General features: G+C 50.8%; 36 protein-coding genes and 2 pseudogenes. 11 read left to right on the top strand and 27 right to left on the bottom strand.

What is annotated here, in order from left to right:
• Nucleotides 1–2: 2 nt before the first annotated feature.
• Complete coding sequence (locus MJO57_RS13835; protein WP_252026884.1) at nt 3–1037, bottom strand: transposase; 1035 nt, start codon at nt 1035–1037, stop codon at nt 3–5.
• A gap of 71 nt (nt 1038–1108) precedes the next feature.
• Between MJO57_RS13835 and MJO57_RS13840 the strand changes: the two are divergent.
• A pseudogene (locus tag MJO57_RS13840) lies at nt 1109–1447 on the top strand (IS701 family transposase); the annotation flags it as partial.
• Here MJO57_RS13840 and MJO57_RS13845 read toward each other — a convergent pair.
• From MJO57_RS13845 to MJO57_RS13920, 18 genes are all read right to left on the bottom strand, one after another.
• The gene (locus tag MJO57_RS13845; protein ID WP_252026111.1) at nt 1426–2649 is read right to left on the bottom strand and encodes a phage tail protein; all 1224 of its coding nucleotides are present in this window, start codon (nt 2647–2649) and stop codon (nt 1426–1428) included. The pseudogene MJO57_RS13840 and the gene MJO57_RS13845 overlap by 22 nt on opposite strands.
• Entirely contained in the window at nt 2642–3193 is a 552-nt protein-coding gene (locus MJO57_RS13850) for a phage tail protein (protein ID WP_252026113.1), read from the bottom strand. The genes MJO57_RS13845 and MJO57_RS13850 overlap by 8 nt, the downstream gene beginning before the upstream one ends.
• Nucleotides 3190–4386 (bottom strand): baseplate J/gp47 family protein, encoded by a 1197-nt coding sequence (locus MJO57_RS13855; protein ID WP_252026115.1) that lies wholly within the window; start codon nt 4384–4386, stop codon nt 3190–3192. Before MJO57_RS13855 ends, MJO57_RS13850 begins: the two co-directional genes overlap by 4 nt.
• Nucleotides 4383–4739 carry a DUF2590 family protein gene (locus MJO57_RS13860; RefSeq protein WP_252026117.1) on the bottom strand — a complete coding sequence of 119 codons (357 nt, stop codon included), beginning with the start codon at nt 4737–4739 and terminating at the stop codon, nt 4383–4385. The genes MJO57_RS13855 and MJO57_RS13860 overlap by 4 nt, the downstream gene beginning before the upstream one ends.
• Nucleotides 4736–6472 carry a phage tail tape measure protein gene (locus MJO57_RS13865; RefSeq protein ID WP_252026119.1) on the bottom strand — a complete coding sequence of 579 codons (1737 nt, stop codon included), beginning with the start codon at nt 6470–6472 and terminating at the stop codon, nt 4736–4738. The genes MJO57_RS13860 and MJO57_RS13865 overlap by 4 nt, the downstream gene beginning before the upstream one ends.
• A 91-nt stretch (nt 6473–6563) precedes the next feature.
• Nucleotides 6564–6761, bottom strand: a complete 198-nt coding sequence (locus tag MJO57_RS33280; protein WP_371924878.1) for a hypothetical protein — start codon at nt 6759–6761, stop codon at nt 6564–6566.
• Nucleotides 6722–6904, bottom strand: a complete 183-nt coding sequence (locus MJO57_RS13870) for a putative phage tail assembly chaperone (RefSeq protein WP_252026121.1) — start codon at nt 6902–6904, stop codon at nt 6722–6724. The genes MJO57_RS33280 and MJO57_RS13870 overlap by 40 nt, the downstream gene beginning before the upstream one ends.
• On the bottom strand, nt 6889–7011 hold the full coding sequence (locus tag MJO57_RS32770; protein ID WP_256493295.1) for a hypothetical protein: 123 nt from the start codon (nt 7009–7011) through the stop codon (nt 6889–6891). Before MJO57_RS32770 ends, MJO57_RS13870 begins: the two co-directional genes overlap by 16 nt.
• Entirely contained in the window at nt 6998–7327 is a 330-nt protein-coding gene (locus MJO57_RS13875) for a hypothetical protein (RefSeq protein ID WP_252026123.1), read from the bottom strand. The genes MJO57_RS32770 and MJO57_RS13875 overlap by 14 nt, the downstream gene beginning before the upstream one ends.
• Nucleotides 7285–7743: a hypothetical protein gene (locus MJO57_RS13880; protein WP_252026125.1), complete on the bottom strand. Its 459-nt coding sequence runs from the start codon at nt 7741–7743 to the stop codon at nt 7285–7287. Before MJO57_RS13880 ends, MJO57_RS13875 begins: the two co-directional genes overlap by 43 nt.
• Nucleotides 7743–8195: a phage protein gene (locus tag MJO57_RS13885; protein ID WP_252026127.1), complete on the bottom strand. Its 453-nt coding sequence runs from the start codon at nt 8193–8195 to the stop codon at nt 7743–7745. Before MJO57_RS13885 ends, MJO57_RS13880 begins: the two co-directional genes overlap by 1 nt.
• Before the next feature lie 2 nt (nt 8196–8197).
• Entirely contained in the window at nt 8198–9325 is a 1128-nt protein-coding gene (locus tag MJO57_RS13890) for a DUF2586 domain-containing protein (protein WP_252026129.1), read from the bottom strand.
• 21 nt (nt 9326–9346) lie between these two features.
• Nucleotides 9347–10033: a virion morphogenesis protein gene (locus tag MJO57_RS13895; RefSeq protein WP_252026131.1), complete on the bottom strand. Its 687-nt coding sequence runs from the start codon at nt 10031–10033 to the stop codon at nt 9347–9349.
• Nucleotides 10030–10548: a phage tail protein gene (locus MJO57_RS13900; RefSeq protein ID WP_252026133.1), complete on the bottom strand. Its 519-nt coding sequence runs from the start codon at nt 10546–10548 to the stop codon at nt 10030–10032. The genes MJO57_RS13895 and MJO57_RS13900 overlap by 4 nt, the downstream gene beginning before the upstream one ends.
• Complete coding sequence (locus MJO57_RS13905) at nt 10545–11009, bottom strand: head completion/stabilization protein (protein ID WP_252026135.1); 465 nt, start codon at nt 11007–11009, stop codon at nt 10545–10547. The genes MJO57_RS13900 and MJO57_RS13905 overlap by 4 nt, the downstream gene beginning before the upstream one ends.
• A 105-nt stretch (nt 11010–11114) precedes the next feature.
• Nucleotides 11115–11780 carry a phage terminase small subunit gene (gene gpM / locus MJO57_RS13910; RefSeq protein WP_252026137.1) on the bottom strand — a complete coding sequence of 222 codons (666 nt, stop codon included), beginning with the start codon at nt 11778–11780 and terminating at the stop codon, nt 11115–11117.
• Nucleotides 11781–11815: 35 nt separating this feature from the next.
• Nucleotides 11816–12880 carry a phage major capsid protein, P2 family gene (locus tag MJO57_RS13915; protein ID WP_252026139.1) on the bottom strand — a complete coding sequence of 355 codons (1065 nt, stop codon included), beginning with the start codon at nt 12878–12880 and terminating at the stop codon, nt 11816–11818.
• Between the two features lie 31 nt (nt 12881–12911).
• The gene (locus tag MJO57_RS13920; RefSeq protein ID WP_252026141.1) at nt 12912–13802 is read right to left on the bottom strand and encodes a GPO family capsid scaffolding protein; all 891 of its coding nucleotides are present in this window, start codon (nt 13800–13802) and stop codon (nt 12912–12914) included.
• A gap of 160 nt (nt 13803–13962) precedes the next feature.
• On the opposite strand from MJO57_RS13920, the gene MJO57_RS13925 reads away from it, so the two are divergent.
• The 4 genes from MJO57_RS13925 to MJO57_RS13940 all read left to right on the top strand — a co-directional run bounded on the left by MJO57_RS13925 (nt 13963) and on the right by MJO57_RS13940 (nt 17463).
• Nucleotides 13963–15732, top strand: coding sequence for a terminase large subunit domain-containing protein (locus MJO57_RS13925; protein ID WP_252026143.1), 1770 nt, complete (start codon nt 13963–13965; stop codon nt 15730–15732).
• A gap of 53 nt (nt 15733–15785) precedes the next feature.
• The gene (locus MJO57_RS13930) at nt 15786–16763 is read left to right on the top strand and encodes a phage portal protein (RefSeq protein WP_252026144.1); all 978 of its coding nucleotides are present in this window, start codon (nt 15786–15788) and stop codon (nt 16761–16763) included.
• A 217-nt stretch (nt 16764–16980) separates the two neighbouring features.
• Complete coding sequence (locus MJO57_RS13935; protein ID WP_256493345.1) at nt 16981–17184, top strand: type II toxin-antitoxin system prevent-host-death family antitoxin; 204 nt, start codon at nt 16981–16983, stop codon at nt 17182–17184.
• 51 nt (nt 17185–17235) lie between these two features.
• On the top strand, nt 17236–17463 hold the full coding sequence (locus tag MJO57_RS13940; RefSeq protein ID WP_252026148.1) for a type II toxin-antitoxin system RelE/ParE family toxin: 228 nt from the start codon (nt 17236–17238) through the stop codon (nt 17461–17463).
• 55 nt (nt 17464–17518) lie between these two features.
• Here MJO57_RS13940 and MJO57_RS13945 read toward each other — a convergent pair whose 3' ends face one another.
• Both MJO57_RS13945 and MJO57_RS13950 read right to left on the bottom strand, forming a co-directional pair.
• Entirely contained in the window at nt 17519–17935 is a 417-nt protein-coding gene (locus MJO57_RS13945) for a type II toxin-antitoxin system HicB family antitoxin (protein WP_252026150.1), read from the bottom strand.
• 24 nt (nt 17936–17959) lie between these two features.
• The gene (locus tag MJO57_RS13950) at nt 17960–18151 is read right to left on the bottom strand and encodes a hypothetical protein (protein WP_252026152.1); all 192 of its coding nucleotides are present in this window, start codon (nt 18149–18151) and stop codon (nt 17960–17962) included.
• Between MJO57_RS13950 and MJO57_RS13955 the strand changes: the two are divergent.
• Nucleotides 18146–19187, top strand: a pseudogene (locus MJO57_RS13955) (IS1595 family transposase). The gene MJO57_RS13950 and the pseudogene MJO57_RS13955 sit on opposite strands and share 6 nt — an antisense overlap.
• A gap of 223 nt (nt 19188–19410) precedes the next feature.
• Here the strand turns inward: MJO57_RS13955 and MJO57_RS13960 are convergent.
• Nucleotides 19411–19731: a HigA family addiction module antitoxin gene (locus tag MJO57_RS13960; protein WP_252026154.1), complete on the bottom strand. Its 321-nt coding sequence runs from the start codon at nt 19729–19731 to the stop codon at nt 19411–19413.
• Nucleotides 19732–19879: 148 nt separating this feature from the next.
• On the opposite strand from MJO57_RS13960, the gene MJO57_RS13965 reads away from it, so the two are divergent.
• Complete coding sequence (locus MJO57_RS13965; RefSeq protein ID WP_252026156.1) at nt 19880–20140, top strand: ogr/Delta-like zinc finger family protein; 261 nt, start codon at nt 19880–19882, stop codon at nt 20138–20140.
• Here MJO57_RS13965 and MJO57_RS13970 read toward each other — a convergent pair.
• Nucleotides 20118–20375, bottom strand: a complete 258-nt coding sequence (locus MJO57_RS13970; protein WP_252026158.1) for a hypothetical protein — start codon at nt 20373–20375, stop codon at nt 20118–20120. The two genes, MJO57_RS13965 and MJO57_RS13970, sit on opposite strands and share 23 nt — an antisense overlap.
• 200 nt (nt 20376–20575) lie before the next feature.
• Between MJO57_RS13970 and MJO57_RS13975 the strand changes: the two genes are divergently transcribed.
• The 3 genes from MJO57_RS13975 (at nt 20576) to MJO57_RS13985 (ending at nt 21540) form a co-directional block, all read left to right on the top strand.
• On the top strand, nt 20576–20929 hold the full coding sequence (locus MJO57_RS13975) for an Arc family DNA-binding protein (RefSeq protein ID WP_252026160.1): 354 nt from the start codon (nt 20576–20578) through the stop codon (nt 20927–20929).
• Between the two features lie 103 nt (nt 20930–21032).
• Complete coding sequence (locus MJO57_RS13980; protein ID WP_252026162.1) at nt 21033–21278, top strand: CopG family ribbon-helix-helix protein; 246 nt, start codon at nt 21033–21035, stop codon at nt 21276–21278.
• Nucleotides 21268–21540, top strand: a complete 273-nt coding sequence (locus tag MJO57_RS13985; protein ID WP_252026164.1) for a type II toxin-antitoxin system RelE/ParE family toxin — start codon at nt 21268–21270, stop codon at nt 21538–21540. The genes MJO57_RS13980 and MJO57_RS13985 overlap by 11 nt, the downstream gene beginning before the upstream one ends.
• On the opposite strand, the gene MJO57_RS13990 is transcribed toward MJO57_RS13985, so the two are convergent.
• The gene (locus MJO57_RS13990) at nt 21527–22939 is read right to left on the bottom strand and encodes an IS66 family transposase (RefSeq protein ID WP_252026166.1); all 1413 of its coding nucleotides are present in this window, start codon (nt 22937–22939) and stop codon (nt 21527–21529) included. The two genes, MJO57_RS13985 and MJO57_RS13990, sit on opposite strands and share 14 nt — an antisense overlap.
• Before the next feature lie 115 nt (nt 22940–23054).
• Entirely contained in the window at nt 23055–23210 is a 156-nt protein-coding gene (locus MJO57_RS13995) for a hypothetical protein (protein ID WP_252026168.1), read from the bottom strand.
• Here MJO57_RS13995 and MJO57_RS32775 point away from each other — a divergent pair.
• The gene (locus MJO57_RS32775; protein ID WP_256493296.1) at nt 23209–23343 is read left to right on the top strand and encodes a hypothetical protein; all 135 of its coding nucleotides are present in this window, start codon (nt 23209–23211) and stop codon (nt 23341–23343) included. The genes MJO57_RS13995 and MJO57_RS32775 overlap by 2 nt on opposite strands.
• Nucleotides 23344–23369: 26 nt before the next feature.
• Here the strand turns inward: MJO57_RS32775 and MJO57_RS14000 are convergent, their stop codons facing one another.
• Both MJO57_RS14000 and MJO57_RS14005 read right to left on the bottom strand, forming a co-directional pair.
• Nucleotides 23370–23624, bottom strand: coding sequence for a type II toxin-antitoxin system Phd/YefM family antitoxin (locus MJO57_RS14000; RefSeq protein WP_252026170.1), 255 nt, complete (start codon nt 23622–23624; stop codon nt 23370–23372).
• 71 nt (nt 23625–23695) lie between these two features.
• Nucleotides 23696–24622: a hypothetical protein gene (locus tag MJO57_RS14005; RefSeq protein WP_252026172.1), complete on the bottom strand. Its 927-nt coding sequence runs from the start codon at nt 24620–24622 to the stop codon at nt 23696–23698.
• Nucleotides 24623–24666 lie beyond the last annotated feature (44 nt).

The following is a 24666-nucleotide window of genomic DNA, read 5'->3' on the forward strand; positions in this document are numbered from 1 at the left end:
ACTTACGCATTGATGACACCGATAAATTTTGGTAGGAGGTGATCCTTCCCCTTTGCAAAACTCTCAATGAAAGCGCCTATTGTCTCTTTAAACAGCCCCCGTTGGTGCTGATAAATATTCGTAAACTCCTGCTCTATCTGCATTTTCTGGAGATAAACAAAAGCTAAAATTGCAGCAAATATATGGTTTCTGACGGGTCGTTCGCTGCGAACCTGAAAGTGCTCAATATGGCAAACCTGCTTGATCGCCCTGTGAAACTGTTCGATCTGCCAGTGCTGGTCATGGATCTGCTTGAAGTCATTGCGTTCAAAAGGGACTTCCTCTGGCAAGTAAACCACGTAGTGGCGACGCTGGTCTTTTAGCATCGTCCTGAACAACCGGATCTTACCGAAGTCTTTGAGCCATACATCCAGACCATTGTCGGGGATGTCGAGGTGTTGAACCTGCTGCCATTTACCTTTTTCCAGTGATACTGTCCTGTTTTTCTCAACGGCAAACATAAACCCAGTCTGATGGTTTTTAATCGTCTTCAGGTTAGTCGTGCAGCTGTACCAGGAGTCACCGGTAACGAACGCTGGCTTCAGCCCCCATACCAGCACTTCAATCAACATTTCACGGAAGTAGTCGTTTTTTGTCTTGTCTTCCGATTTGTCGTATATCCTGTAATTCACCGGCATATGGCGCCCGGATACGTCGGTGTAATAAAGGGTGATGAGGTTAACTCCCTTAACCACTCGGTGATGTTTACCCGACCAAAAGTGGCCAACCAGTGCCACGGAGTAGCTATAAGGTTTGTCGAGCACGCTGTCATCAACGCTCAGGGTGCCGCCAATAGGGTTTAAACTTTTGACTGCTTCATCGTACATATCTTTGGGCTGATAGTTTTCACGCTTAAGAAAGCGGTTTGCGCTATCGTGAGAAAAGTCGGTAACCTCGGCCAGTCTTGTGCATGTTGATGATTTTGGCTCACTAATCAAAAAGCCAATGTATTTTGCAAGAGTGCATCGTGCAGTGGTCGGTCGAGTGGTAGTTCTCACTTTCATCCCTGAAGACATCTGTTTTTTGGCATTATCAAATTTTAGAGCCTGTTGTCAATGCGTAAGTCCTAAGGCAAGTCTTTACGAACAAAGATGGCAATAAAGGTATTCTCTATCTGTTGTGCAGCGATCTGGAGTGTGACGCCGAGGCTTTAGAGACAATCTACAAGAAACGGTGGAAAGTCGAAGTCTTTCATAAAACGCTGAAATCGAATGCCTCCATGGCAAAGTCGCCCAGTCACACAGTGTTAACCCAAAGTAATCATCTGTTTATGTCAATCTATTCAGTATTTCGCCTTGAAGTCTTGGCCAGTAAGCTCAAGTTGAACCATTTTGAGCTGAGGGCGAAGCTGTACCTGTCTGCATTGAGATCTTCGTTCCAAGAGCTTCAGCGGTTAGCAGGTGCGTAACATGAGTGAGATTCTGATAAGGTATGACCATCAATAGATACTGTATGACTATGACTACCTGATGTACTTGTAGTGCTAGATGTAGAACCCCCTATGCTACTTGTTGAATAAGACCCACCTGAACCAATAATAAACCGGCTTCTCAAATCCGGAATATTTATCCCGTTACTGGTCTGCCCAACTCCATTACATAACTGCCAGCCAACCTGAATCTGGCTTTCACTGCCCGCAAACATTTTGATATCACCAGGACGCCATTCATTATCCGTCAGTACTTCAACCCATTGGCCATCCATCCTTACATACTGCTTGCCATCTTCCGGCGCTTCCGGAACCAGGTAATTGAGCAAGGCGTCATCAATGGGGTGAACGGTGCGGCGATCTGTCACGGTTCCGGCGCTGTTGATGCTGGCGATCCGCTCCAGATAATGGTCCACCTGATGCTTGTCGGTGTAATTATGCTGGTCACTGATGTAAAAAACGGCAGTAAATTCCGGTTTCACTCCGTTCAGATTGCCCCGGCGGCAAACATCCAGCCAAACATCCGTAGGTAACATATCCGGCGAAATGGTCTGATTCACACTGGCCTGAATGCGAATACCTTCCACATAACCCAACCCAGCAACCAGCTGAAACCCGTTGTCTACTTTCTGCACCAAAAAGCCATCCCGCCAGAAACAGCTTCGGCCCCAGGTGTCCCGGCTGCTTAACCGCTCCAACTCATCGGAGGCATGGAGCCGGGCCATAAAATCAATCTGCCAGGTGGCGGCCTCCATGGTGATATTGGTGATGGTGGCGGCCCCGTCATAGATGGTCATGAAATTGCGGGTCATGCTCTGGCCACGGATGCCAGCCCCCGGATCATCGGCAATTTTGTTCTGGGTGGGCAGGGTGGTGATGGCCACATTGGTGTCCGTGGCGGATTCCACCAGGTCCATCCGGTTAAACTCAAACGGCCCCACGGTGCTGTCCATAAACAGGCTGTAAACCACCTGATTGGGGTTGACATAGCCGGTCTGGGTTACGGAATCTTCATAGACAATCTTATCCGCTGCCGGTAGCGGGGTGTTCCGGTCAATAGGCGCAGCGGGATCAATGGCCGGATCGTAGGAGAGAATAAACCGGTCAATGGTCAGAACCTGTCCGGTGCCCTGACATTCTGCGATGCGGTTTTCACCCTTGAGGGTGATGATCTCAGCCATAAGCTATTCCCCCCGGTGTTGCCTCCGATGAGGCAATATGGGTCTGCTGGTCCCAGTCAAGGGTGGCCGGTTTTACCGATACCGTCAGCACCGTAAACACATTCCACTCATAACGGCGGCAGGTGCGGCCATAGGTCTGGATCAGCCAGTTCATAAACTCCGGGTTTTGAGCGGTGGCGGAGTTGCTGACATTGAGCACAATCACATCCCAGTCCTTATCCGGCAGGCGTTCCTTTTGCTCCAGATAGCCCAGCTCCAGGCGCTGGAATATGCGCTCAAAACCGATCACTGATCCGGCGTCTCTGGCGTTGGCGTAGGCATGAAACACCCGCAGCCGGAACATATCCAGCCCTTCATCGGTGAAGCGATCAATGCCCCGTTGCCAGGCGATCAGGCGGACTATGCCTTCATCGGCCTGTCTAACGTCCAGCTGATCCAGAGGCCAATGGGCCACCTTGAGCAGATCCTGAAAAAACTGTTGGGCAGCGGTTTTCAGCTTGGTCAGTTCTGGGCCGGACATCCACCAGGGGAGTTTCAGGTTCATGCCTTGGCCTCACTGAATGCCGGAGCGGTTACGGTAAGAGAACCCAGTATTGGCAGCTCCATCAGGCTCTCAATATCGTCCCGGTCAAACTCGACAGAATCCAGATTCGGAAAAAAATCATGGAGCTCCTGCCCTAATCGGCTGATGCTGAAGCGGTTAAACGGCCAGGTCCGGGTCATGGTGTAATCCTGGTTCTCCCGGAAGGCGCAACGGATCATCTGTTCACAGCCAGTGTTCTGCTCCAGCTGCTGCGCCTGTGTCAAACCATCCACGGGAATCAGCACAGCCCCGAGATCCACACTGAAGGTAGGCATGGGAAAACACTGGAGATCATCACCATGGCCGTGATAACCCTGATCATTGATATGGCGGTTGATGTCATTGACCAGATCCTCCGGCGCAGGCCCGGAGGCCAGCATCAAATAAGCGTTAGCAGTACCGGGCCCTCGGGGCGCTCCGTGTTGAAACCAGATGTAATCAGCCCGGAGCCCGGCGTAATCGGTAATGATGGCTTTATAGGCAGCGTCATGGTGGAACTGGCCCACGGCGGTGAACTGGTTCCGGCAGCGGAGCCGCAGGGAGTCATCGTCTTCATCATCGGTTCCCGGCAGTTGCAGCCATTCGGTTCCATTGGTGACGGAGACCACGCCCTCCACCGGTTCCGGGAGGAAGCTGTAATAGCCGGGAGCCAGGTTAAAGGCGGAGCCAATGGCCACAGCCCGGGCGCTGGTTTTCAGCTCGGTCTGATTATCGGCAAAGGTGGCATCTGCCAGGGTTTTCAACTCGTAAACAGTGCCATTAATGGCGGGGGAGCGAACCCGGGTGCCTGCCGGAATGGTCATCGCCTTGGTGACGTTCACCCGGCTGAAAGTAAGGGTTCCGGTGGCGGCTTTACCCTGCTTCCGCTCTAGATATAAGCCCCAGGCGAGAATATCCAGAAAGCACCCGTTGGCGGTTTTGACAAAACTGTTGGGTAGTAATTGATTAATCAGGAAATTGACCACCCACTGGGATGGGGTGGTGACGATGGCCGAGATCAACCGCCAGAATGGACTCCAGTTGGAATCATTGCTGATCAGGCTCCCCTGGTCGGTGTTGCAATGATCCCAGACGGTTTTCATCGCTTCCGGAGTAGTAGGGATTCCGGCGTCTTTGACGATTTTCTCAAAGTCATCCTGATGGTTGTCAATCATGCCAGAACCTCCGGATTGCCCGGAACGGACAAAGTGACCACGACCTCACCCACCACGCTCTGGGCAAACAGCAGGATCTGTTCCGGATCGTCCCAGTCAATCACCACGGTGCCGGGGATAATGCGTTGGTCATCTTCTACCAGCATCTCAATACGGGTCATATTGCCGGTCCATTTTCCCCGGGAGCGTTCCCCCACCAGTTCGATCAGCAGCCCGCTTTCCAGAATCATATGGACAATATCCTGGGTGATGGAAGGGCGCTGGATGACGTAATCGGGAATGCCTGCCGGGTCCAGGGTGATGTCCCGATGGGTAATCAAAATATCTTTATACTGTCGTATAGATCCGATCATGGTGCGGCCTGCCACAGTTGATCCTGAACATACTGAGGTGAAACGGGCTCGGTGGTCTCAATATTGATGGTGGTGTGACTGCTGGAATTATCCGCAATGGATTTACTGATCTGGCTGGTGACACCACCGGGGGGAACATCGCTGGCCATCCCCTCCTTGCGGTAAGGGAGTTCAGTGGTCAGATTGGCGCTATCGGTGCCAATGTTGACCCCGGGGATCATATTGAGTTTGTCTATCACCCAGTCCACCATCCCTCCCAGGGATTTAAACCAGTTGACGATTCCGGCCACGGTGGCCATCAGGAACTGTCCGGCGCTGCTCTCTTTGAACAGGTTCCAGAGCAGTTTGATGCCCTGCCAGGCGGCATAAAGCCCAGCCACCAGGGCGGTGAAACCCAGCACAATCAGACCGATGGGAGAAGCGGTAAAAGCGGCATTAAGCAGCCATTGAACGGCGGTATAGGCGGCAGTGGCAATTTTAGCCAGATTCATCACCATCAGCCAGCCTGCCCAGGCGGCTTTGCCGATACCGACGGCAATGGTCAGCAAGGCCATTCCCGAGGCCAGCCCGAGAATAGTCAGGGCAGTAATACCAATGACTTTGGCGATATTGGGGAACAGTTTGATCAGTAGCAGAATTTCCCTGGACATATCGGCAAACCACTGGATCACCGGTTCAATAACCGGGAGCAAAGCCTGACCCATGGCAATCCGTACCGCATTTACCCCGCTGGCCAGTTGCTGCCAGGGATCGGTCATGGCTTCCGCTGCTTCGGCGGCTTTAGTCATGCCGTTGACCTTGCCCAGATCGTTGATGGTTTTGCCCAGCCCTGCGGTGTCTTTGCTCAGTTGCTGGATCAGTTTGGAACCATCCCCGAAAGCCTCATCCAGCATGGCCCAGTTTTCGGCTCCACTGAGGTCGCCAAACTCGGTTTGAAGTTTTCCCAGAATATCCAGCATCGGGAGCAATTTCCCGTTGCTGTCGGTAAACGACATTCCCAGCTTATCCTGGGCAGCCACGGCATATTCCAGAAAGGCGGTGTATTGCTGCTCGGCATCGCTGATCCCGGTGGATTTGCTCAGGGTGGCGATTACCGCCAGTTGCTCTTCCATAGCCACTCCCAAACCAAAGCCCAGATTGTTCAATCCCTGCATGGCGTCGGCTATATCGGCGGTATTGGTGCCCAGCTCCTTTTTCAGATAGCTGGTTTGTCCCATCATTTGCTCCACCCATTGAGCTTTGCCCATGGCGTCTGCTGTGTCCTTAAACCGTTCATACATCTGGGTAATATACAGGCTGGTTTCATCCATCCCGGCCTTGGTGGTAGCGGCCAATACAGCGGAGGCACTGGTAAAGGTGGCAAGCTCATCACCGGTCAGACCTTTGAGGGCCTTGCTGATTTGGGAACCGGAACCCACTACCTCAGCAGCCACCACGCCATAAGTGGCGGACAATTCCAGGGCAGTGTCGTTCAGCTGTTTCAGGGCGGTTTCCTGAACTCCGATACTGCGGGTTTCTGCCAGGGCCCGGTTCATCTCAATAGCCGGGGTCAGGCTTTCATAAATCATAAACCCGGTGGCGGCCAACCCCATGGCCCCGGATCTCATATCCTCAAAACCGGCTTTAGCTGAATCAATCAGACCGTCAAAACTGCGGGTAGCCCGGGCAGCAGGGCCGCTGATCCGGTCGATCAGTCCCACGGTAAACATTAGCGGTCTGAGGGAGTCATTCATGGTGTTTCAATCGTGTGCTACGTGAATAGAACAGCAGTTAGCCCCGTAAACTTTCATTTCATGAAATCTCCGTTGCCTGAGTTTTGAACGGTTACCGTTTTTTCCCACTGAATGCCCTTGCCACCCCATTGGCCACACAAACCCGCATTCGCTGCCAGTACTCTTTTTCCAGCCAGAGGGCCCGGGCCATGGTCTCCTCATCCGGCGGGAAGTTAGGCAGCCAGTGCCCGGCCAGGGTGGCCAGCTGGGTCAGCCCGTCTTGGTCAATTTCATGGGCCCGCCTTTGTATTTTTTTACCGTGATTTCCACGTTCGGTTTGAACTCATTGCTGACCACCCCGAACAGATCTGTTGTCAGTGCATCGTCATAGGCCTGTTTTACCAGCTCTTTGGTTTCATCATTAGCGGAGACATTGATCAGAAAGTTATGCATGTATCCGGCTGCAGGGCGTTGACGCAGCGGTTCCAGTCATCCAGGGAGACCTGAAAGCTCAGCTCTTTGTCTCCCATCATCACGGTGATGGTTTTACTGTTGTTCATAGTACCCCTTGGGAATCGGTTGGCTTTCAAAAAATGGGCGGATTAGCCTCATGGGCATTTTGGGCCGCAGGGTGATGATCTCATTTACCTGGTCCGGGTTCGGAATACAGCGAATATCCATCACCGAACGGTCCGGCCTCTGGTAAACCAAAACCCAGAGTTTCAGTTCATGGCACTCATCCAGGGCGGCCCGCAGGTTTTCAGCCGCCATAATACTTCCTCCGCTGTGGATGCAGCCGGTCAGTGTGCAGCCGATCAGCAGCAACAAAAGAATCAGGGAAAATGTCTTTGCCAGGCGTTCCGGTAGTCCTCCCATTTGGCGGCTCCCAGATAGGTGTTCCAGTGGTCTTTGGCGTATTTGGCCAGACCGTCAATATCATCCGTTTGCGGTAGTGGTTTGGGAACTCTCAGTAAAAACACCCGGCCAATGGCAGCGGCGTAGATTGGGTCAAAGGCCATATATTCCGCTGGTTTCGGCATATCGTGGATCAGCAAAGGGAACCGCTCCTGACTTCGTTTGATGTACTCCACCACATCGTTATAGGTGTTGGGCTCCATCTGGAAAATGCTTAAAGCGGGGCCCTTTACCTGTTTGATATAGTGAAAATCACCGCTTTCATGGGCGGCAATCATGCAAAGCAGTTGAATAGCACTGCCGTTATTGATGGGCAGTTCATACCAGTCCATAGCCCGGATAACCAGGTCATGGCACAGTTTGCCCATGGTGGTCATCAGGCCACCCTCAAATCATCGGTGTCCACTCTGGAGAGATAGGGCGTGTCATTGATCCGGACAAAATCCGGGCTGGTCACCTCAAAGGGGAGGGTGGTGGCGTGTTTCTCACCGCCAGCGGAATCAATATCCAGTAGTGAAGAGATTTTCAGCAAACACCCAAACAGCTCCACTTTCATGGATTCGTTGCCGGTGTCGGCATAGGTGTTAATGTCGAACGGTTCCAGATCACGGAATGAGCCTGCCCGGTTGGCGGCATCCATAATCAGTTTCAGGTTGGCGGCGTCTACTTCCATCTCTCCGCTGCAGGCCACCTCTCCGTCCACATAACCGTTGGGAATGCCCCGGTCCTTGACCGCTGCCCGGTTGTCCTCAATATCAGCGGTCATGGTGTTGACGAAAACCAGCAGATCCCCAAGATGGATAGTGAAACTCTTTCCGGAAATTCTCATGGTCAGGCGGCCTCGGCGTAGTTGTTGAGATCCAGCGTGATGTTGGCGGTGATCTCCTTGGGGCAGTTCAGCGGGCGCAGGGTGAAATAGATCTCCACGGCGTATTTAGTCGGCCAGCTGATGACAATATCCCCGGCTTTCGGTGGATCAATCTCACCGGGGAACGGGATTCCGTTGATCTCCACCCCATGGGCCATCTCCCGCAGGGGTTTCATAAAATAGGTGCTGTTGAAAGCGATGGATTGCGGAGTGCTGTTGAGCAGCCGGTTGCCGATCCGGGCCACCGCCAGCAGATAGATACGTCTCGCGGCTTTGTCTGCCACCCTCAGATTTTCAATTACCCGGTAATCACTGGTTTCAGGGGCGAGGGTAAAACCGTCAGAGGTATAGGTACCGTCATAGTCCTCATACCAGGTAGGAACAGAAAAACGACCATTGTTGTGCATATCCAGCAGCACCGATTTATCCAGCTCCAGCCCGTTGGTATCGGTGGGGCGCTGTGCATAGTTACCCAGCAGAGTTCCGGTGGCCACCCGCATGGGGCTGTCTGCCACACTGACGGATTTATTGGCCAGTCGGCCCGCCATGGCTCCGAGAAAATCCGGATAGAGCAAAGGAACGGTCATTACCCGATCCGCACTGACATTCTCAGTCACCGCTTTGGCCAGGGCGCTATAATCGCTCCAGCTCTCTTCCGCCGATGGGCCACGGAAAGCACTCTGGAAAAACACCCGGCGCTGATACTTGCCGATCAGCTCCATGGCGGTGGCCTGCATATTTTCCAGGTCGGATTTACTGGCCACCGGATCACAATTCACCACGGATTCCACGCTGACACTGCCCACGGCCTGGTCCACCATCTCCAGCAACTTGGCTTCGGCAGTCAGGGGCAGGAGATAGGCGAACCAGTTCTGGCCCCCGTTGGAGCGGGCGGCTTCCACCTGGGTTTTCAGGTTGGAAACGCCAGAGCCCAGCACTGCCTCCAGGTCAGTACTCATATTGATGGCGTGCACCTGGTTAGTTTCCGAAGCCGTGGGAACCACTCCGGTAAACAGGTCGAGACATTCCACCTCACTGGGTGTCCCCTGGGCCAGATCCAGGTTGTTGACGGTAACGGAACCTAATGACATGAACGGTCTCCCTTACAAAGATTAACGGGCCCGGCGTTGCCGTTCCTGCTCAATTTCACGGGTTAAAATCTGGGTGGCATCACCTCCGGCCATGCCCAGAAATGGCCGTTCCGGAACCGGGATTTTCCAGCTTTTGGGCGGATTGGTATTGTTTCTCAGTGTGCGGATAATCAATCCGGCCTGACCCAGCTTCATGTTCTCCATAATCCACCGCTGGCTGGGGCGCTTGCGGCGGGTTTTGCCCTTGTTGGGGCCTGACTTGAACGTTTTACCGGTGCTGATGGTGAACCCTGCTTCCAGCAATGCCTTAGCCTGCTTTTTGGTGGCGTTGGCTTCATAGTCCGGCTGTCCATGGATCTTCACCATCCGGGCAGCGGTCATCACTTCGTCTATGCCAAACTGGTGCTTATAGCCCAGTTTGGCCACGGATTTATTGGGCCAGGTGACTTTCACATAGTTGGGCGTCGAGAAAAATTTCAAGCTTCTCCCCATGTTTTTCAGAAGTTTTCCTTTGCCATATTTGCGCTTTTCAAAAGGATTCCCGTAAATAGTGCGCTGTTGGCGGATATTCTCCCGGCTGGCTTTCAGATAAGCCCGTCCGGCATGGTTAAATATCCGTTTCCGGCTGGCAGCTGGCAGGGCCAGCAGGCCAATATCCTGATTAATCCGGGCAGCATGGCGGGAGTCATAGCGAATCGTCAGGCTCATGGTAACGCTCCTGCTTTTCTGATCCGGCCATTGACTGGCATCTGCTCTCCATCATCTGCCGGATCGAGCCGGTCCAGCTGTTCGGCGATATCAATCACCGGCTGGTCAATCAGTCGCCATTTCCGGCCATGCCATTGAATATTGCCATTGAGTTCATCCGCTTCAATCAGAACCGGATCAATAAACTCAATGGAAACATCCACATCCCACTGGGTGCCGGAGGCGTCCAGGGCTTCAATATCAATATCCGGGTCCGGTAGCCGGTCATCATCCCGTTCCCCGTCATGGTCTTTCAGCCAGGCGGCGATCCAGGCGGTAATCAGCCGGGAGTCCCCGGTGTACCGTTCAATAACCAGGGAGCACCGGTGATGCAGTCGGCAGAGTTCAAAATATTGTCCATGGTTGAAGCTGGCGGGAATCACGGTGCAAAGATCCACCCAGGCATCAATGTTCTCCCGGGGAATAAAATCCAGGTCAATCAGATAATCCGTCAGTCCCTGCAGCTTGGCGCTCATATCAGTTCCACCGTAATATCGGATAGATTGAGCATCTGGCGGATAGCCTCATCGGCAAACCGTAAATAAACCGCCTCGGTTTCCGGGGCACTTTTGGCCTGATTGTCTGCCGGTTCTCTCCGGTCAATGGTGGGGAAATCCCGGCAGATACTGGCCTTGGCCCGGCAGAAAACAGCCCGGCGGTAGAGAATGACCAGGATGGATTCTCCGTCTATTGCTTCCGCTGGCACATTTGCCAGATCGACAACATCCATTTCAGTGTATTCAGACCGGAATTCAGACAAGCGCAGATTAATATCCGTCATGGCCTGGATCAAATGTTCCCGGACCGTCTTCACGTTCATATCATTGGGAACCCGGTAATTCACCACAAAATCTTGCAGATTAAGCTCCGGCCAGAATGGCTGGTTTGAGATCAGCCCCTCGGGTGGGTAGGTGGATTTTCCGGAAAATGTGGTCATAACCGTTCCCGTTAATTTAGAACCGGGTCAGGACTGAAGAAAAACAGACCATGCAAGAAAACTGTTATTTCTTCAGCCTGCCCGGAGTGCGGTTGCTGAGAAGCCTTAATCCTGTTTATCCAGTTTCTTTCTCAGCTGGTTGATTTTGGTGGAACATTTGGCCCCGGCAGGGTCGATCTCGGTAGCCCGGACAAAATGCTCCAGAGCGTGTTCCAGCCGGTTGTTTTTCATCTCAATATCCCCGGAAACCTTATGAAATTTCGCCACTACTTCCCGGGGAACTTTCCAGTTATCTTCCAGCAAGGTTTCAAAGGTCTTGCTGAACCAGGGTTCAACTTCTTTCCCTCTGGCCAGCTCAGCATTGGCCCAGACCAGCACGTTGTCACAGACAAAGGTGGGCAGATTGACCTTTTTGAACCGCTGGGGCATGGGCTGTTTCTGTTCCAAAGCCGGGTAAGCCAACTCCAGGGCTTTGGGTATATTGCCGACGTCCATCAGCATAATAATCACTTCCACCAGAATCGGATTGCGGTAACTGTCACCGGAGGCCAGATAATCCTCGGCAATGGGAAGGTATTTGGGGATCAGCTCTTTTTCCCGGAGTTTGTCTTTGTCGCCGGGAGCCAGGCCAGAGAGCTTTTTCTGATCCTGTTCCAGGGCGTTGACCAATAGCTGGAACTGCTCATAATCTTCCGCAGTCTGGCGGATGCTCTCGGCTTCGTAACTTTCTGCCAGTTTGTCCTGTTGTGCTGTGGCCTGTTTGGCCTTCATGGTCTCCTTGAACTGGAGGGCTATGGAGGTCATTGTCAGGCTCCGGGATGGGCTTCAGGCTTGGTGGGAACTTCGGCCTTTGCTTTTGGAGTACCGTTTACCAGTTCCACATTGGCCGCCTCAATTCCGGCGATGCCATCAAAGTTTGCAATCATGTAGGCATCATTTGAGCTGATAAAATCTTCCACCCGGTTCCGCTTGGGATAGTCCGCCATCTGTCTCCGGGTTTTGCCTTCCTGGTAATACAGAGAGAGGTTTTCGGTATCGGTAACCAATACCCCGTTATCCGGGAAACCGGGAACCGTGATGGAGGGTAAACCGCCATAGGCTTTATCCAGAACCATCACCTGGGCTTTTTCGGTGGGCTGCTGGGCAAATTTTGCCAGGGCTTTGCCCATATCGTTGGCGATCAGATGGCGGCCCACAATGGCCACCTCGCTCCCGGTGCGCTGGGCGTCGTCGATCAGGTTGTAAACGTCATAAACCAGGGCATCGAGGTTCTTATAATCACCGCTTTCTCCCAGGGTGATTTTGCCGGAACCGGTGCTGGATTCGGTCAGATAATGTTCTGCCTTATTGGCTTTCAGCAGATGGAGCCAGCCTTTGTTCACGTCCTCCAGGTTAGGATTGGTTGTGGAATTCGTCTCCGGAGCGATGGCGTCACCATGCCAGCCTACCAGAATCCGGTCCAGGGCGATCCGGCGGTAAACCTGCTGCATATACAGTTCCATAAAATTGTCGTAGCGGGCCCAGGCGTCGAGCAGGTCATAGCTGAAAGAGACATCAAACTCCGTCAGCTTGCATTCATACTCCAGACCATCCGGTGGGCTCATGGGGGTTGTGGTGCGGTCCTTGTTGCTAACATTGGTGCGCTTGGCCAGTGGGCTGTAAATCCCGATTTTTACCGCTTGCCCTTTACGGTCAGTGACCGGGATCATGGAAATACGTTGCAGAAATTCACTGGAGTCCTGAATAGCGGTATTGAGCCGGGTCTCCATGGGTTCGGAAACCGCAAAACCGTTCCGGGTGGATTTCACTCCGTAGGCTTTGCCCATGGCTTCCTGAAGTTTGGAGAATTTCTGCCGGGTGATCTCTTTCATGGTGTTTCACTCCAGTGAGTCTGAAAACTCATTACACAAAGGTGGCCTCAGCACCGGCCCCGGTATTGGCTGGAACCTTTGTGCCCGGCTGCCCGGCGGTGGCTTTTTCCAGTTGTTCCCCAAATGTTGTCAGCTGTTCGGTGACGGTGTTCATAAAATTGCGAATCTCGTCCTCGTTGCCATCTCCACTCTGTTCCTGTGACTCTTTTTTCTCGTGTTCCTGCTCCTCATTACCACCGGATTTTTGCAGCAGTGAGGCCAGGTTTTCAGTGGCGGCCAGCTGTTTTTCCTGCAGCTCTTTCAGGGCCTTGAACTGTTCGTCTGTCATTTCTTCCACCTCTTGTGGTGAGGTTTCAGAGCTTTTCAGTTCAGAACCGAGCCTCTGAAACAGGGTTTTAAAAAAAGATTCGGAGGGATCTCTGGCCCCGGTTTGCTCATGCTCCCCGGCCCTGGAAAATTTAAAGGTCTCCTGCTCCACAGACTCACCGATCATCAGCGGGTTACTGTCATCTTTGCGTGAGAACTTCAGGGCACTGGTGCCCAGGCTGGCGGGTTCATCGGTCACCGCCAGCCCCATCAGATAGGTTTTGCCGGTTCCGGCAAAATTGGTGTCCAGCTCCATAGAGGTATGCAGCCTCTGACCCTGGGCGTTCATCTCAATCAGTCGTCGGTTAGGATGGATCTGGGCCTGCAGGGCAGTCCGGCCTTTCTTGTCCGTGGTGGTTCTGACTTTGCAGACCTCCCCGAAATTGCCAAACCACCAGAGCATATGGTCAGAACTGATCACGGCGGTGTACTCCTCCGGATCATAGCTCTCAGCGGCATCCAGCAGCATCTGTTCACTGATGTTCCGTCCGTCCACAGTGGGGCCGGAGGTGCCGATGGTGATCCAGTCGGTGGTCAGTTGCATGGGTGCGGCCATAGGAAAACCCCATGGAAAAAAATGGAATAAGCCTGTATTAGCTCAAATCCGGGAGAGTTTCGGCGGGTTTTGTTCCTGAACATTCCTGAAACGCCATTTCAGGAATGTTCAGGATCGATAATGCGGGGCAGTCAATGGCTGTCCATTACTCTCTGCGTTTATGGCAAACGACAAAACCTCCATTGAACAGGCAAGGGCGCTCTATATTCAGCGGCGCACTGTGACCGATATTGCCCGGGAACTGGACATCACCAGGGCCACGGTTTATCGCTGGATTGACCAGTTCGGTTGGGATCGCCTCCGCACTGAGGGCAGTCCCAGGGAAGTGACGGAACAGCGGCTTACCGCTCTGTTGGTAAAAGGGAGTAAAACAGCGGAGGAGCTGGCAGAAATTGAACTGCTGACCGGTGTCCTGGAGCGGCTGGAAAAACTGGAACAACGGGAGCAGAACCGGCAGGTTGCAGCGGTTGCAAAGGATGAAACAAAGAAACGTCCCCGCAAAACCCAGCGAAAATCCGCCAATGATTTCACCGGATTGGATGAGGGACTGCTGATGGAGGCGTTTCGCAATAGCCAGTTTGATTACCAGTTTGATCTCTATGGTTTCAGAGATTCCAGGGTCCGGAACCTGCTGAAATCCCGCCAGATCGGGTTTACCCGCTATTTTTCGGCGGAGGCGTTGGTGGATGCCCTGCTGACCGGGCAGAACCAGATTTTTATCTCTGCCTCCAGAGCCCAGGCCGAGGTGTTCCGGGATTATATCAAAGGGTTTGTTCTGGATTGGTTGGATAAGGAGCTAAAGGGTCGGGATAAAATCGAGCTGATGACCGATAACGGGCTGGTCTGCCTCTACTTTCTCAGTACCAATTCCATGACAGCCCAGAGTTACAACGGGAATTTTTACTTTGATGAATATTTCTGGGTCCGGGATTTTGACAAACTGAACAAGGTGGCTGCCGCCATGGCCAGCCAGAAACGGTTTCGGAAAACCTATTTCTCCACCCCGTCCGCCATGAGCCATCCGGCCTATGATCTCTGGAGTGGTGAGCGTTACAAAGAGCGTTTCAGAAAACGGAATCAGGAAGTTCCGGAGTTTCCCACGGAGAAACAGCTCCGCAACGGTGAAATATGTCCGGATGGTGCATTCCGTAAGATCATCACCCTCCATGATGCCATGGCGGGCGGTTGTGATCTGTTTGACCTGGAGGAGCTGGAGCTGGAATACCCCGATGAGGAGTTTGACCAGCTGTTTCGCTGTCAGTTTATTGATGACAGTAACAGCTTGTTTCAGCTGGCCACCCTTCAGCCTTGTCTGGCTGACATTGGTGACTGGCGGGATTTCAGTCCGGACAACGGCAGACCGTACCTGAGCAAACCGGTCTGGCTTGGCTATGACCCCTCCCGAACCCGTGACGGGGCCTGTATTGTGGTGGTTGCACCGCCGAAACGGCTGGGAGGGCAGTTCCGGATATTGGAACGAATCCGGATGCATGGCCAGAGCTGGTTCTATCAGGCAGAGAAAATCCGCAGCCTGACGGAAAAATACACGGTGGACTATATCGGGATAGACCTGACCGGCCCCGGCTCGGGTGTCTTTGAGCAGGTTCAGCAATTCTACCCAAGAGCAACCCCGATCCACTACACTCTCGAATCCAAAACCCGGCTGGTCCTGAAAGCCCAGGAAGTGATCGGCCAGGGTCGGATACTCTGGGACAGTGCCTGGAGTGATATAGCGGCGGGATTTATGCAGATCCACCGCACCACCACAAACAGCGGGCAGATCACCTACGTGGCGGACCGATCCCAAAGGACAGGTCATGCGGACAGTGCCTGGGCCATTATGCACACGCTGATCAATGAAGGGTTGAATTACCGCAATCTGAGACCGTCCCGCTATGTTTTCGGGGATGACCATGAGCAAGCGGCGTAAAAAAACAGCAGTCCGTAACCACCCAGGAATTTTCCTTCGGTGATCCGGAACCGGTGCTGACCCATCTGCTGGATTATCTCGGGATCTTTATGACCCCGCTGGCCGGTTACTATGAACCGCCGATCTCCCTGATCGGGCTTTCCAGAATGCGCCATGCCAATGCCCAGCATGGGCGCTGCCTGACCTTTAAGCGAAATATTATCAGCCGGTTTTTTGTGCCCAATGAGATCATCGGCATGAAAGATTTCCGGGCGGCCTGCTATGAACATCAGTGTTTCGGCATGAGTTATTTCCAGTTGTTTCGGAACCGTTTTGGCGGGTTGCAACGGTTGCAACATCTTCCCACCCTCAATATGCGGCGCAAAGCCGATATGGAAAACGGCCAGACCCAGTATTGCTGGCTGGGGCCGGACCGGCTTTCTCCGCTGAATTTTGAGCCTGGTGAAGTGGTGCAAACCGTGGAATATGACACGTTACAGCAGATTTATGGCATTCCTGACTGGCTATGCGCCATGCAGGCACTGCTATTGAATGAGGATGCCACTCTGTTCCGGCGGCGTTATTTCCATAATGGCTGTCATATCGGTTATATCCTCTATACCACTGATCCGAACCTGGACCCGAAAACCGAGGCCATGCTGATCAATAAGATGAAAGAGGGCAAGGCAGCGGGAAACTTTCGCTCCCTGTTTATCAATATTCCCGGCGGTAAGGAAAAGGCGGTGCAGGTGATCCCGGTGGGTGATATCAGTCAGCGGGATGAGTTCCAGCGGATTAAAAATATTTCGGCGGATGATGTGATTGTGGGCCATGGGATGCAGCCAGCCCTTGCAGGCATCCGGCCAGAGGGGAACCAGAGCTTTGGGGATATTGAAAAGATCCTGAAGGTTTACCTGGAAACCGATGTTAAATCCATGGTTCAGCCTTTTCTGGAACTGAACCGGCAATTAGGGGCGGAGGTGTTTCAGTTTGATTTTAACCTGCCGTTTTTTGAATCGGCGCTGATTGGTGAGACTCCGGCGGCGGTTTGAATCTTCTCCCCCCCTTTTTTTTCTGAAGTAAGTCTAATTGCCACGGTTTTCGTGGGAGCTTTCGTGGGAGCTAATGACAGCAGATAAAAAACAGACTATTATCAGATTATAAACAGATATAAGGAGCTGTAAATTATGGCTGCATTATTGGAAACCGCTGATCAGGCACTTCCGGTCACTCAGTTGGCTCGTCAATTTAAACTTTTACCTGGATAAGATCTGTAATCGTGAGCAAGACAAATATGTTGTCATGCGGAACAATGAACCGGCAGCGGTATTGCTCAGTGTGGAACAGTTTGAAGCCATGGTAAACGAACTGGAAGATTTGAGGATTGAAGCCATTGCCAAGGATCGGTTAACGGCTTTTGATGGCAAAACAACCATTAGCCATGATGATATGTTAAAAGAATTTGAGGATTAATCCGTGGGCTGGGAAATAGAGTATCTACCCCAGGTTAGAGATGATCTGAAAATGCTGGGTAGTTCTGAAGCCAGTAGAATCCTTAAAGCGATAAAATCAAGAATTGAGAAGGGTGAGCCGGATAAGTCCGGTAAAACATTAAAAGGCACTTTATCCGGTTGTCGCAGGATTCGAGTAGGAGAATCACTGAAATCTGGCCATGGCAAGTCTAATCATCAGATAGAGTCTGAGTTTGCCCGGCGTCGGTCGGTTTCCCGTGGGGAAGCCGACAAACAGTAATGACATGGATTCCCATAGGAGTCGTTATCAACGATGGCGGATACCGGGATTATCCTCAATGCTGATAACCAATCGCTTTCCCAGGGCATTTAAGAACCGCTTCAATGCTCTGGATTTTTGAACCACTATGGGGATCAAGCAATGTCCGGATAAACTTTTCATCCTTGCCGACCAGGGCGGCCAGGTCCTTTTTCTTATGATGTTTTCTTTTCTGTTCTGAATAAATGGCTGCCTTTGCAGCAATGAGCGCAGACGGTGCTACCGGATAGGTGTTTACCGCCAGCATATCACCGGGAACCGGTAATAATTCATTATTCTCCATGGTCGTGGAAATCAATTCATCAAGACAATCCACAGATTCTGACAAAGCTTCATCTATGGTTTCACCATCCGTTCCACCCCAGCCAAAATCCATAAACCTTACTAAATAGCGGCCATCTTCATCACGGCTTACGGTTGCCGGATATTGCATTCTCATCATTGCATTCCCAGGGGCTTAAAGCCCCTCTATCTCATCTTTATTGATTTCAAGGTCTTCTAACATGCTATCCAGAAGCCCTTTTCCAATCTCTTTTTTCAGATCTTTTATGATGGTCCGCTTGTCTCCGAAATAAAGGGCTAAGTTACCGTTAATGGTTGAATCAGCTAAACTCCCATAAAATCTACGTTGTAGGGGAGTGATATGCAATCTGAACTCTTCCAGAATTTTATTGATTCCATTTCAACATTAACCAGTGAACAGCGAGACATTCTTAACAACTCGCTCCTTAGTACTCAAATAGAGGTTACCGAGGTAGTAGAAACCACTGACTCTGAACCTGTTTACAGTGAATCTATACCCAATAACGATAATGCAACACCTGACGTAGAAAAGAGCATACTTGCCCAATTTGCCGAAAACCCCAGGTGCCCCAAATGCAAAAGCCATAGCGTTGGTCGCTGGGGCATACGAAATGGCCGACAGCGCTACCACTGCAAGACTTGCGACTCAACGTTTAACGCCTTTAGTGGAACGCCTTTGGCAAGGCTCAGGCACCCTGAAAAATGGAACAAGTACCTCGCAGGTATGACTCACTCTATGGTCTTGCGACCAGCTGCTGCTGAGAATGCCATTGACTTGAAAACTGCGTTCCGCTGGCGTCACCGCTTTCTTGAAGTGATTAATAATGATCAAGCAGAAGAGCTTTGTGGCATTACTGAGCTTGATGAAACATTTTTCCGTGAATCCTTCAAAGGGCAAAGAGAAGGCCTTCCACGGCCAACCCGAAAGCGGGGTAATGATCCCAACAAAGCCCGAAAAGTCCCGGTAATGGTGGCTCGGGACCGTAATCGAAATACCGTTGACGGGTGTATTAGAAAACGAAAGTGCTAATGAATTGTGCAGGCATTTAAATGGCCGCATATCGATACAGGCCACGGTCTGTGCGGATGCACACCTCGCTCACGAAAAACTTGCTGACAAGCTTGGATTTGTCTTCAAGGAGCTGGTGACATCAGCAGGTCAACATGTTGTTGAAGGCATCTACCACATCCAGACTGTAAATTCTTATCACAGTCATTTAAAACGCTGGATTGGCGGCGTATTCCAAGGGGTTGCAACTCGTTACCTTCCCCATTATCTGGCCTGGAGGCGAGAACTGACGGCAGCAAAAAAATTAACTGTTGGCCGGTTGATCAGCAGAATTACTGAACATTGGTGCTTCCAACCATTAACGGTAACTTAGCCGAAATAAAGCGTTCCATGTGAACCCTTGCCCCTTGATTTAAGTAATTGCAGTTGCTCATTTCTCAACCTTGCCAGCTTCTCTAACTTTTTAAGAAGTTCTCTTCCGTTCATATGAATAGTATACGGCTTTTATTATCCGTTTCAAGGTTTTAAACGGATTAATTTACCCTATTTGAGCGTATTTAAACAACTAAGCAGTTTTTTCTGGATGTAAATCAGAGTCAGAATTTCCGGAATTCATCGGAAAAGAGCCCATGTTCCTCCGTGAACTGATTTAATGAATCCGCAGACTGTTTCATTTTCTGATGTTCAATCAAACGATCCTGCATATTCTGCCAGCTCTCCGCACTGGTCTTGGTAAGCTCTGCCAGTTTTTTGGCAAGCTCTGGAGTGCAGTCAATTTTTCCCTGAATGAACTGTTCCAGAACGGTGGCATCAACGGACATTTCTCTGGCGGCATCGACCAGGGAGCAGCCAGTTTCATCCAGAATCTCTTTCAATATGATGCCGGGGTGTGTTGGTGCTCTGGCTTGTTTTCTCATTTATCTTCCTTTCATAAATCATCCTTTTCAAGGATTTGGTTTATTTCCTTGAAAGCTGAATCCAGTTCATCTGGACAGTTATCATTACGGTTGTTCATTATAATCTCCGGTTTATACTAAGTGTTCAGCCTATTCATGGGAGAACCAGGTGAAAATCACCTGCCCGCATTGTGGTGCAAAATCCGGCATCAGCAGCAGTAAAAAAATCACCCAATCGCCACGGGAGCTGTATTGCCATTGTGATAATCCGCTGTGTGATGCCGGTTTTGTCATGAGTCTGGCCTATCAACACGACACACGACCACCAAAAGAACTGATGGAAAAGGCGGTGGTTGAACTGGTGCGGTGTCTGTCACCTGATGATAAAAAACAACTGTTGTCCATTATTACGAATAATTATCCGGGATAACTGGTGCAATGCCATCAAAAGCTTTTCTTTGCTCCCAGGCGTATATGGTCGATAGCTTATGCTTGATGTTTTCCAAAGCCACATTCTCTGAATTACCATCTACCAGGTCAGTGATCCGAATCCGGTCGTCATACCCAAAAAAATCACCGCTCCAGAGCAAAATCTGGGGATAGGTAAAGCGGATCTGGACTCCAGACCCGGTTGCATTGATTTCCAGTACATTGACCACTGTCATCAGTTTATCCAGTGGGCAGAAGTCCAATTTGTGACAAAACATGATGATCCAACCCAAAAATATGAACTGTCGTATATTTTAGTAGTTATTTGTAATGTTTGCCGTTTTTTTGTGTCCATGAAAATTATAAATAGTTCTAATAAATTACAAAGTGTTTAACAGGAACCTAAAAAATTCACTTTGCATACAATGGTTTTATTATGGGCAAAGACAACTCATTGGAACCCAAGCAGCTCTCTATCCGGATTTCTTGGGATTTACGACAAGAGTTGCAAAAGGTGGCAAAAGCTAATGGCCGATCACTGAATTCGGAAATTGTCAGACGATTGATGCATACACTGGATATGGATAATGTTTCCATGGATTTCCCAGGTCCCACCAATGAAAAACCGCTGAATCTGTTTGCGGATATTGACGATCAAACCAATGACCGGATTCTCAACACATTGAACACCATCAATCAGAAACTGGATTACATCACCAGCGAGAGCTACTCCAGGAACTCTCTGGTTAACCTGGTTAATTACCTTTCCCGAAAGTTACCCAATCATTAACACGTTGCTTTTCCCTGCCTTAATGCTGTGATCGTTCTCAGATCTGTCTATTTTTTTGCAATGTGATATATTGTGTACATAATCACACAATACAGGCTGCAGCATGACAACCACAATGACGGTCAGGCTAGAAGAACATTTGAAACAACGTTTGGATAAACTGGCCGAAGCTACACACCGGTCCAAGTCATTTCTGGCTGCCGAGGCCATAAGGGAATTTGTCGAACTGAATGAATGGCAGGTTGCTCAATTGCAACAATCCATCAGGGAAGCTGATGATGGAGATTTTGCCACGGATCAGGAAGTGAAAGAGGTCATGGGGCGCTGGGGCGTTAATAGTGGAAATTAAGTGGCTGAAAACGGCACTGGCAAATCTGGATCATGAAGCAAAATACATCGCCAGGGAAAGCCCGCAGGCAGCCCGGCAAATGGTTCAGCGAATTCATAGAGCCGTTATGCAATTGGCTGATAACCCTTCTGCCGGTCGGCCCGGTCGCATTGCAGGCATTCGTGAACTGGTGATAGCTGATACCCGTTACATCATTCCTTATCGGGTTAAACCAACACAACAGCGAATAGAGATTTTACGGGTGGTAACTATTCAGCACTGAGCAAAGGCATATTACAGTAATTCCGAACAGCTCTATGAAGTGATTGATATATGTCCATTCCCTGTTTTCTGGCAGACGACAAATAGCTGCGAATCCGTGCAAACATAGAACCACCGTCTGCACTCCTGAAGCAGCCTGAGATTTTCTGCTTTAACTTGGCCATTCGAACATCCCGCTCACTGCCATTGTTATCGAAGGGAATGGTAAAATCTGACATGAAGCGCAGTGTCTCAGCCTTGAACTCAGTGAGTCGTTTGAAGAGATTGTAAGCTTTAGTATTCTTGACTTTCTTGCGCTTAAGCTCCTCTCGTTGCTTCTCCATATAGACGACTTCTTTCATTAGAGCCCGCTGAAGCAACCGGTCATAAATCTTCTCGATTCGTTCACAGACAACACTTGGCATCTGTAGCATACCTATGGTCTTAAAGCCCTTGCAGTAATGCCAGGAAAGCCTCAGTAGCTTCATCAATCGCAACGCCAGTTGATTGCTGTCCCTATCAACAACACCCAAAAGCTCCCTCAGGTGATGGGCATTGCAAAGTACGTGAGTTGCCGCATATGCAAAATAGGATTTCCAATGATCATGAACCAGAACGCCTGCAAATGTTAGCAGTATGCCCATCGTGTCCATGGCCTCACGACCTCGCTTTTCAGACAAGTAGTAGAGCGTCCATTGTTCATCCCGCATAACGTGTAGCCAGTGCAAAGAGCCCTCGGCCCGCATACCCGTTTCATCGGCTCCGGCAACAGACGATTCCCGCAAGGCGTCACGAATAACCTCTTCAGTAGAAGCCAGATTTTCATAGGTTCTGGCCACAAAATTGGCGACAGTGCCTGCACTTACACTCATTTTATAGAGAGTATTAAAATACTCTGACACGCGCTTAAAAGGCAGGAAATGGTATTGGTTAAGATAGACGGCCATAGCCTGTGTGGCTGAGCCATATTGTGCGGCAGCGGTAACACCTTCCGGGAATTCAGCCTGATTCCGACAACCACAAGTGCAGATTTTTACTTCAGCTCTATGGGCCGTTACTTCAAATTCACCCGGTCTCCCTGGTTCAAACACCTGTCGTTCAATATATTTGACCGGCTCACTATCAAGAAGAGACGCCTGACATTTATTGCATTCTTTAACCGGAAGGTACTCAATATAGTCAGGGATATCGACCTGTTTAAGACAAGTGCCCTGATGCCCTTTCTTTCCACCGGCTTTATTACCAGAAGACTGTCTCAGACTTTTAGGATTGGGTTTTTCATCCGATGGATCGGTACCTTTATCTGCGGAAAGGTCGTCAGAATGATCTGGAGAATTACTGTTTTTACAAGGTTTTTGATAACCATCAGACGATGGCGGCTTGCTGCTGTTTTGACTGTTCTTGCCAACCTTTTCTTCCAAGGCTCTATTTGATTTCCGAACTGCTCTGCAGTGAAAATTGGATGTGGACCACGCAATGTAAGGCTTGAGGGCAAATTGCCGAGCAAAGCTCTGAGAGCCTTTAATGATAAGTGCTTCAGCCAGGTTCAATCTGGGAACAGTCTGTAATCCAATAAGAGCCTTCTTCCAATTCTCGACATCGCTCTTCCAGACAGGCAACTCTCATCCGCAGCTCTGCATTCTCTTTCAAGAGAATCTCAGCCGACATAGTTGCGGGTAGTTCTGGAATCATGCTGGCGAATATTGTGGAAAAATGGTGCTTAAGAGGATGGTATAAAAATCAGAAAATTCCAGATTTATGTGGGGGTGCTGAACAGTTACTACGGGTGTTTCACACCACCAGAAAACTGCCGGAGCAGTGGTAAGCTGATTTCACTCTTCAAGCCGATTCTTATAAATCATCAATATTTACCGGAATCTCTTTCTGCCCTTGACGTTCCTCTACAATTTTTGCCAGCGCAAGATCATCGGCAATGTCCAGCAATGCCTCGTAAAGTTTGGCCGGTACGGCATAAAACACCGGTTCGTTACGGTTCAGAATGGCAATCGCTTCACCGTGACCGGCGTTAATGACGCCCATGGGATCTCGCTTCAGTTCCGATATGCCTGCACTCAAATCCGCCAGAATAGGGTGAACATTGGCCATGAGCGGCTCCTTTTGTGGTGGTTTATTGAAAATTAATAATAGTACTCCTAAAAGTACTTTTAAAAATACTATTAATAAAGCTCACCCTGTCGTTCAACCCCCAGGTGTCGATACCGGTTCCCCACCTTGCTGATCACTCCCTCATCCAGCAATTGCTCCAGACCGGATTTCAGCTCCGGATGGCGGATAGGCTCACTTTCCACAATCTGCTTCACCGGAACATACTCTCCGTAATCCCCATTTCTGATCCGTTCCATAATCACCTCCAGAATGGATGGCTCCGGATCGGTGCTGCTTTCTGCCGGTTCCGGCAGTGATGGGCGGGATTCCCGGGAAACCGGCTCTGGCTGCAAAGCGATAATGGCGGCCAAGTCGATCATCAGGGCCAAAACCAAAAACAGCGATAACCGGAGCGTATCATTCTGGACAAACAAAGGCTGGCCATTCAACTCCGTGGCAGTGCCCTGGTTCTGTTGTTGCAGATTGGCCAGCAGGGCATCTCGGCGCTGATAGAGATCTTCCAGGTTATCCAGGGTATTGAGCCCCCGGGCCCGGTACTGGTTGCCGGTGTCCTGTTCGGCGTTGGCCAGCAGAATCTCAATTTGCTGGTTCAGCTGGTTCAGCTGGTTCAGTTGTTGCTGTTGCTGTTTAACCAGGAAGCGGTCTCCGGCCAATTGTTGTTGCCGGGTCAGCTGTTCGCTCTGGTGCTGTTGCCAGGTGGCTTCCATATACCAGGCGGTAACCAGCACCGAAAGTCCCAGCAGGCCATGGGCAAACCAACGGACCCGGTGATTGTGATGACGGGCAAAGAGATAGAGACAAACCTGCAGGGCCAGACCGGAACCGGTGGCCAGAATGGTGGCAGTCAGTCCGCTGACCAGATCCTGCAGGGTAATCACCAAAGCCCCGGTGCTGGCAGCGGCCAGCATCAGCCCCATCAGTTTCTGAAGATCGTTCCGGCTGGTATACTGGATCAGGCGTTGAGGGTGTTTTTCCATGATGCGTTTCCATCCTCGGCGTAGGCTGCCACTACCATGGCGGT

The organism is Endozoicomonas sp. SCSIO W0465 (assembly GCF_023716865.1).
Lineage (GTDB): Bacteria > Pseudomonadota > Gammaproteobacteria > Pseudomonadales > Endozoicomonadaceae > Endozoicomonas.

Coding starts and splice junctions, on each gene's coding strand:
- MJO57_RS13845 (WP_252026111.1), bottom strand. CDS start 2,649: ATGGCTGAGATCATCACCCTCAAGGGTGAAAACCGCATCGCAGAATGT.
- MJO57_RS13850 (WP_252026113.1), bottom strand. CDS start 3,193: ATGAACCTGAAACTCCCCTGGTGGATGTCCGGCCCAGAACTGACCAAG.
- MJO57_RS13855 (WP_252026115.1), bottom strand. CDS start 4,386: ATGATTGACAACCATCAGGATGACTTTGAGAAAATCGTCAAAGACGCC.
- MJO57_RS13860 (WP_252026117.1), bottom strand. CDS start 4,739: ATGATCGGATCTATACGACAGTATAAAGATATTTTGATTACCCATCGG.
- MJO57_RS13865 (WP_252026119.1), bottom strand. CDS start 6,472: ATGAATGACTCCCTCAGACCGCTAATGTTTACCGTGGGACTGATCGAC.
- MJO57_RS13870 (WP_252026121.1), bottom strand. CDS start 6,904: ATGCATAACTTTCTGATCAATGTCTCCGCTAATGATGAAACCAAAGAG.
- MJO57_RS32770 (WP_256493295.1), bottom strand. CDS start 7,011: ATGAACAACAGTAAAACCATCACCGTGATGATGGGAGACAAAGAGCTG.
- MJO57_RS13875 (WP_252026123.1), bottom strand. CDS start 7,327: ATGGGAGGACTACCGGAACGCCTGGCAAAGACATTTTCCCTGATTCTT.
- MJO57_RS13880 (WP_252026125.1), bottom strand. CDS start 7,743: ATGACCACCATGGGCAAACTGTGCCATGACCTGGTTATCCGGGCTATG.
- MJO57_RS13885 (WP_252026127.1), bottom strand. CDS start 8,195: ATGAGAATTTCCGGAAAGAGTTTCACTATCCATCTTGGGGATCTGCTG.
- MJO57_RS13890 (WP_252026129.1), bottom strand. CDS start 9,325: ATGTCATTAGGTTCCGTTACCGTCAACAACCTGGATCTGGCCCAGGGG.
- MJO57_RS13895 (WP_252026131.1), bottom strand. CDS start 10,033: ATGAGCCTGACGATTCGCTATGACTCCCGCCATGCTGCCCGGATTAAT.
- MJO57_RS13900 (WP_252026133.1), bottom strand. CDS start 10,548: ATGAGCGCCAAGCTGCAGGGACTGACGGATTATCTGATTGACCTGGAT.
- MJO57_RS13905 (WP_252026135.1), bottom strand. CDS start 11,009: ATGACCACATTTTCCGGAAAATCCACCTACCCACCCGAGGGGCTGATC.
- gpM (WP_252026137.1), bottom strand. CDS start 11,780: ATGAAGGCCAAACAGGCCACAGCACAACAGGACAAACTGGCAGAAAGT.
- MJO57_RS13915 (WP_252026139.1), bottom strand. CDS start 12,880: ATGAAAGAGATCACCCGGCAGAAATTCTCCAAACTTCAGGAAGCCATG.
- MJO57_RS13920 (WP_252026141.1), bottom strand. CDS start 13,802: ATGGCCGCACCCATGCAACTGACCACCGACTGGATCACCATCGGCACC.
- MJO57_RS13925 (WP_252026143.1), top strand. CDS start 13,963: ATGGCAAACGACAAAACCTCCATTGAACAGGCAAGGGCGCTCTATATT.
- MJO57_RS13940 (WP_252026148.1), top strand. CDS start 17,236: ATGCTGGGTAGTTCTGAAGCCAGTAGAATCCTTAAAGCGATAAAATCA.
- MJO57_RS13945 (WP_252026150.1), bottom strand. CDS start 17,935: ATGCAATATCCGGCAACCGTAAGCCGTGATGAAGATGGCCGCTATTTA.
- MJO57_RS13960 (WP_252026154.1), bottom strand. CDS start 19,731: ATGAGAAAACAAGCCAGAGCACCAACACACCCCGGCATCATATTGAAA.
- MJO57_RS13970 (WP_252026158.1), bottom strand. CDS start 20,375: ATGACAGTGGTCAATGTACTGGAAATCAATGCAACCGGGTCTGGAGTC.
- MJO57_RS13975 (WP_252026160.1), top strand. CDS start 20,576: ATGGGCAAAGACAACTCATTGGAACCCAAGCAGCTCTCTATCCGGATT.
- MJO57_RS13980 (WP_252026162.1), top strand. CDS start 21,033: ATGACAACCACAATGACGGTCAGGCTAGAAGAACATTTGAAACAACGT.
- MJO57_RS32775 (WP_256493296.1), top strand. CDS start 23,209: ATGCTGGCGAATATTGTGGAAAAATGGTGCTTAAGAGGATGGTATAAA.
- MJO57_RS13995 (WP_252026168.1), bottom strand. CDS start 23,210: ATGATTCCAGAACTACCCGCAACTATGTCGGCTGAGATTCTCTTGAAA.
- MJO57_RS14000 (WP_252026170.1), bottom strand. CDS start 23,624: ATGGCCAATGTTCACCCTATTCTGGCGGATTTGAGTGCAGGCATATCG.
- MJO57_RS14005 (WP_252026172.1), bottom strand. CDS start 24,622: ATGGAAAAACACCCTCAACGCCTGATCCAGTATACCAGCCGGAACGAT.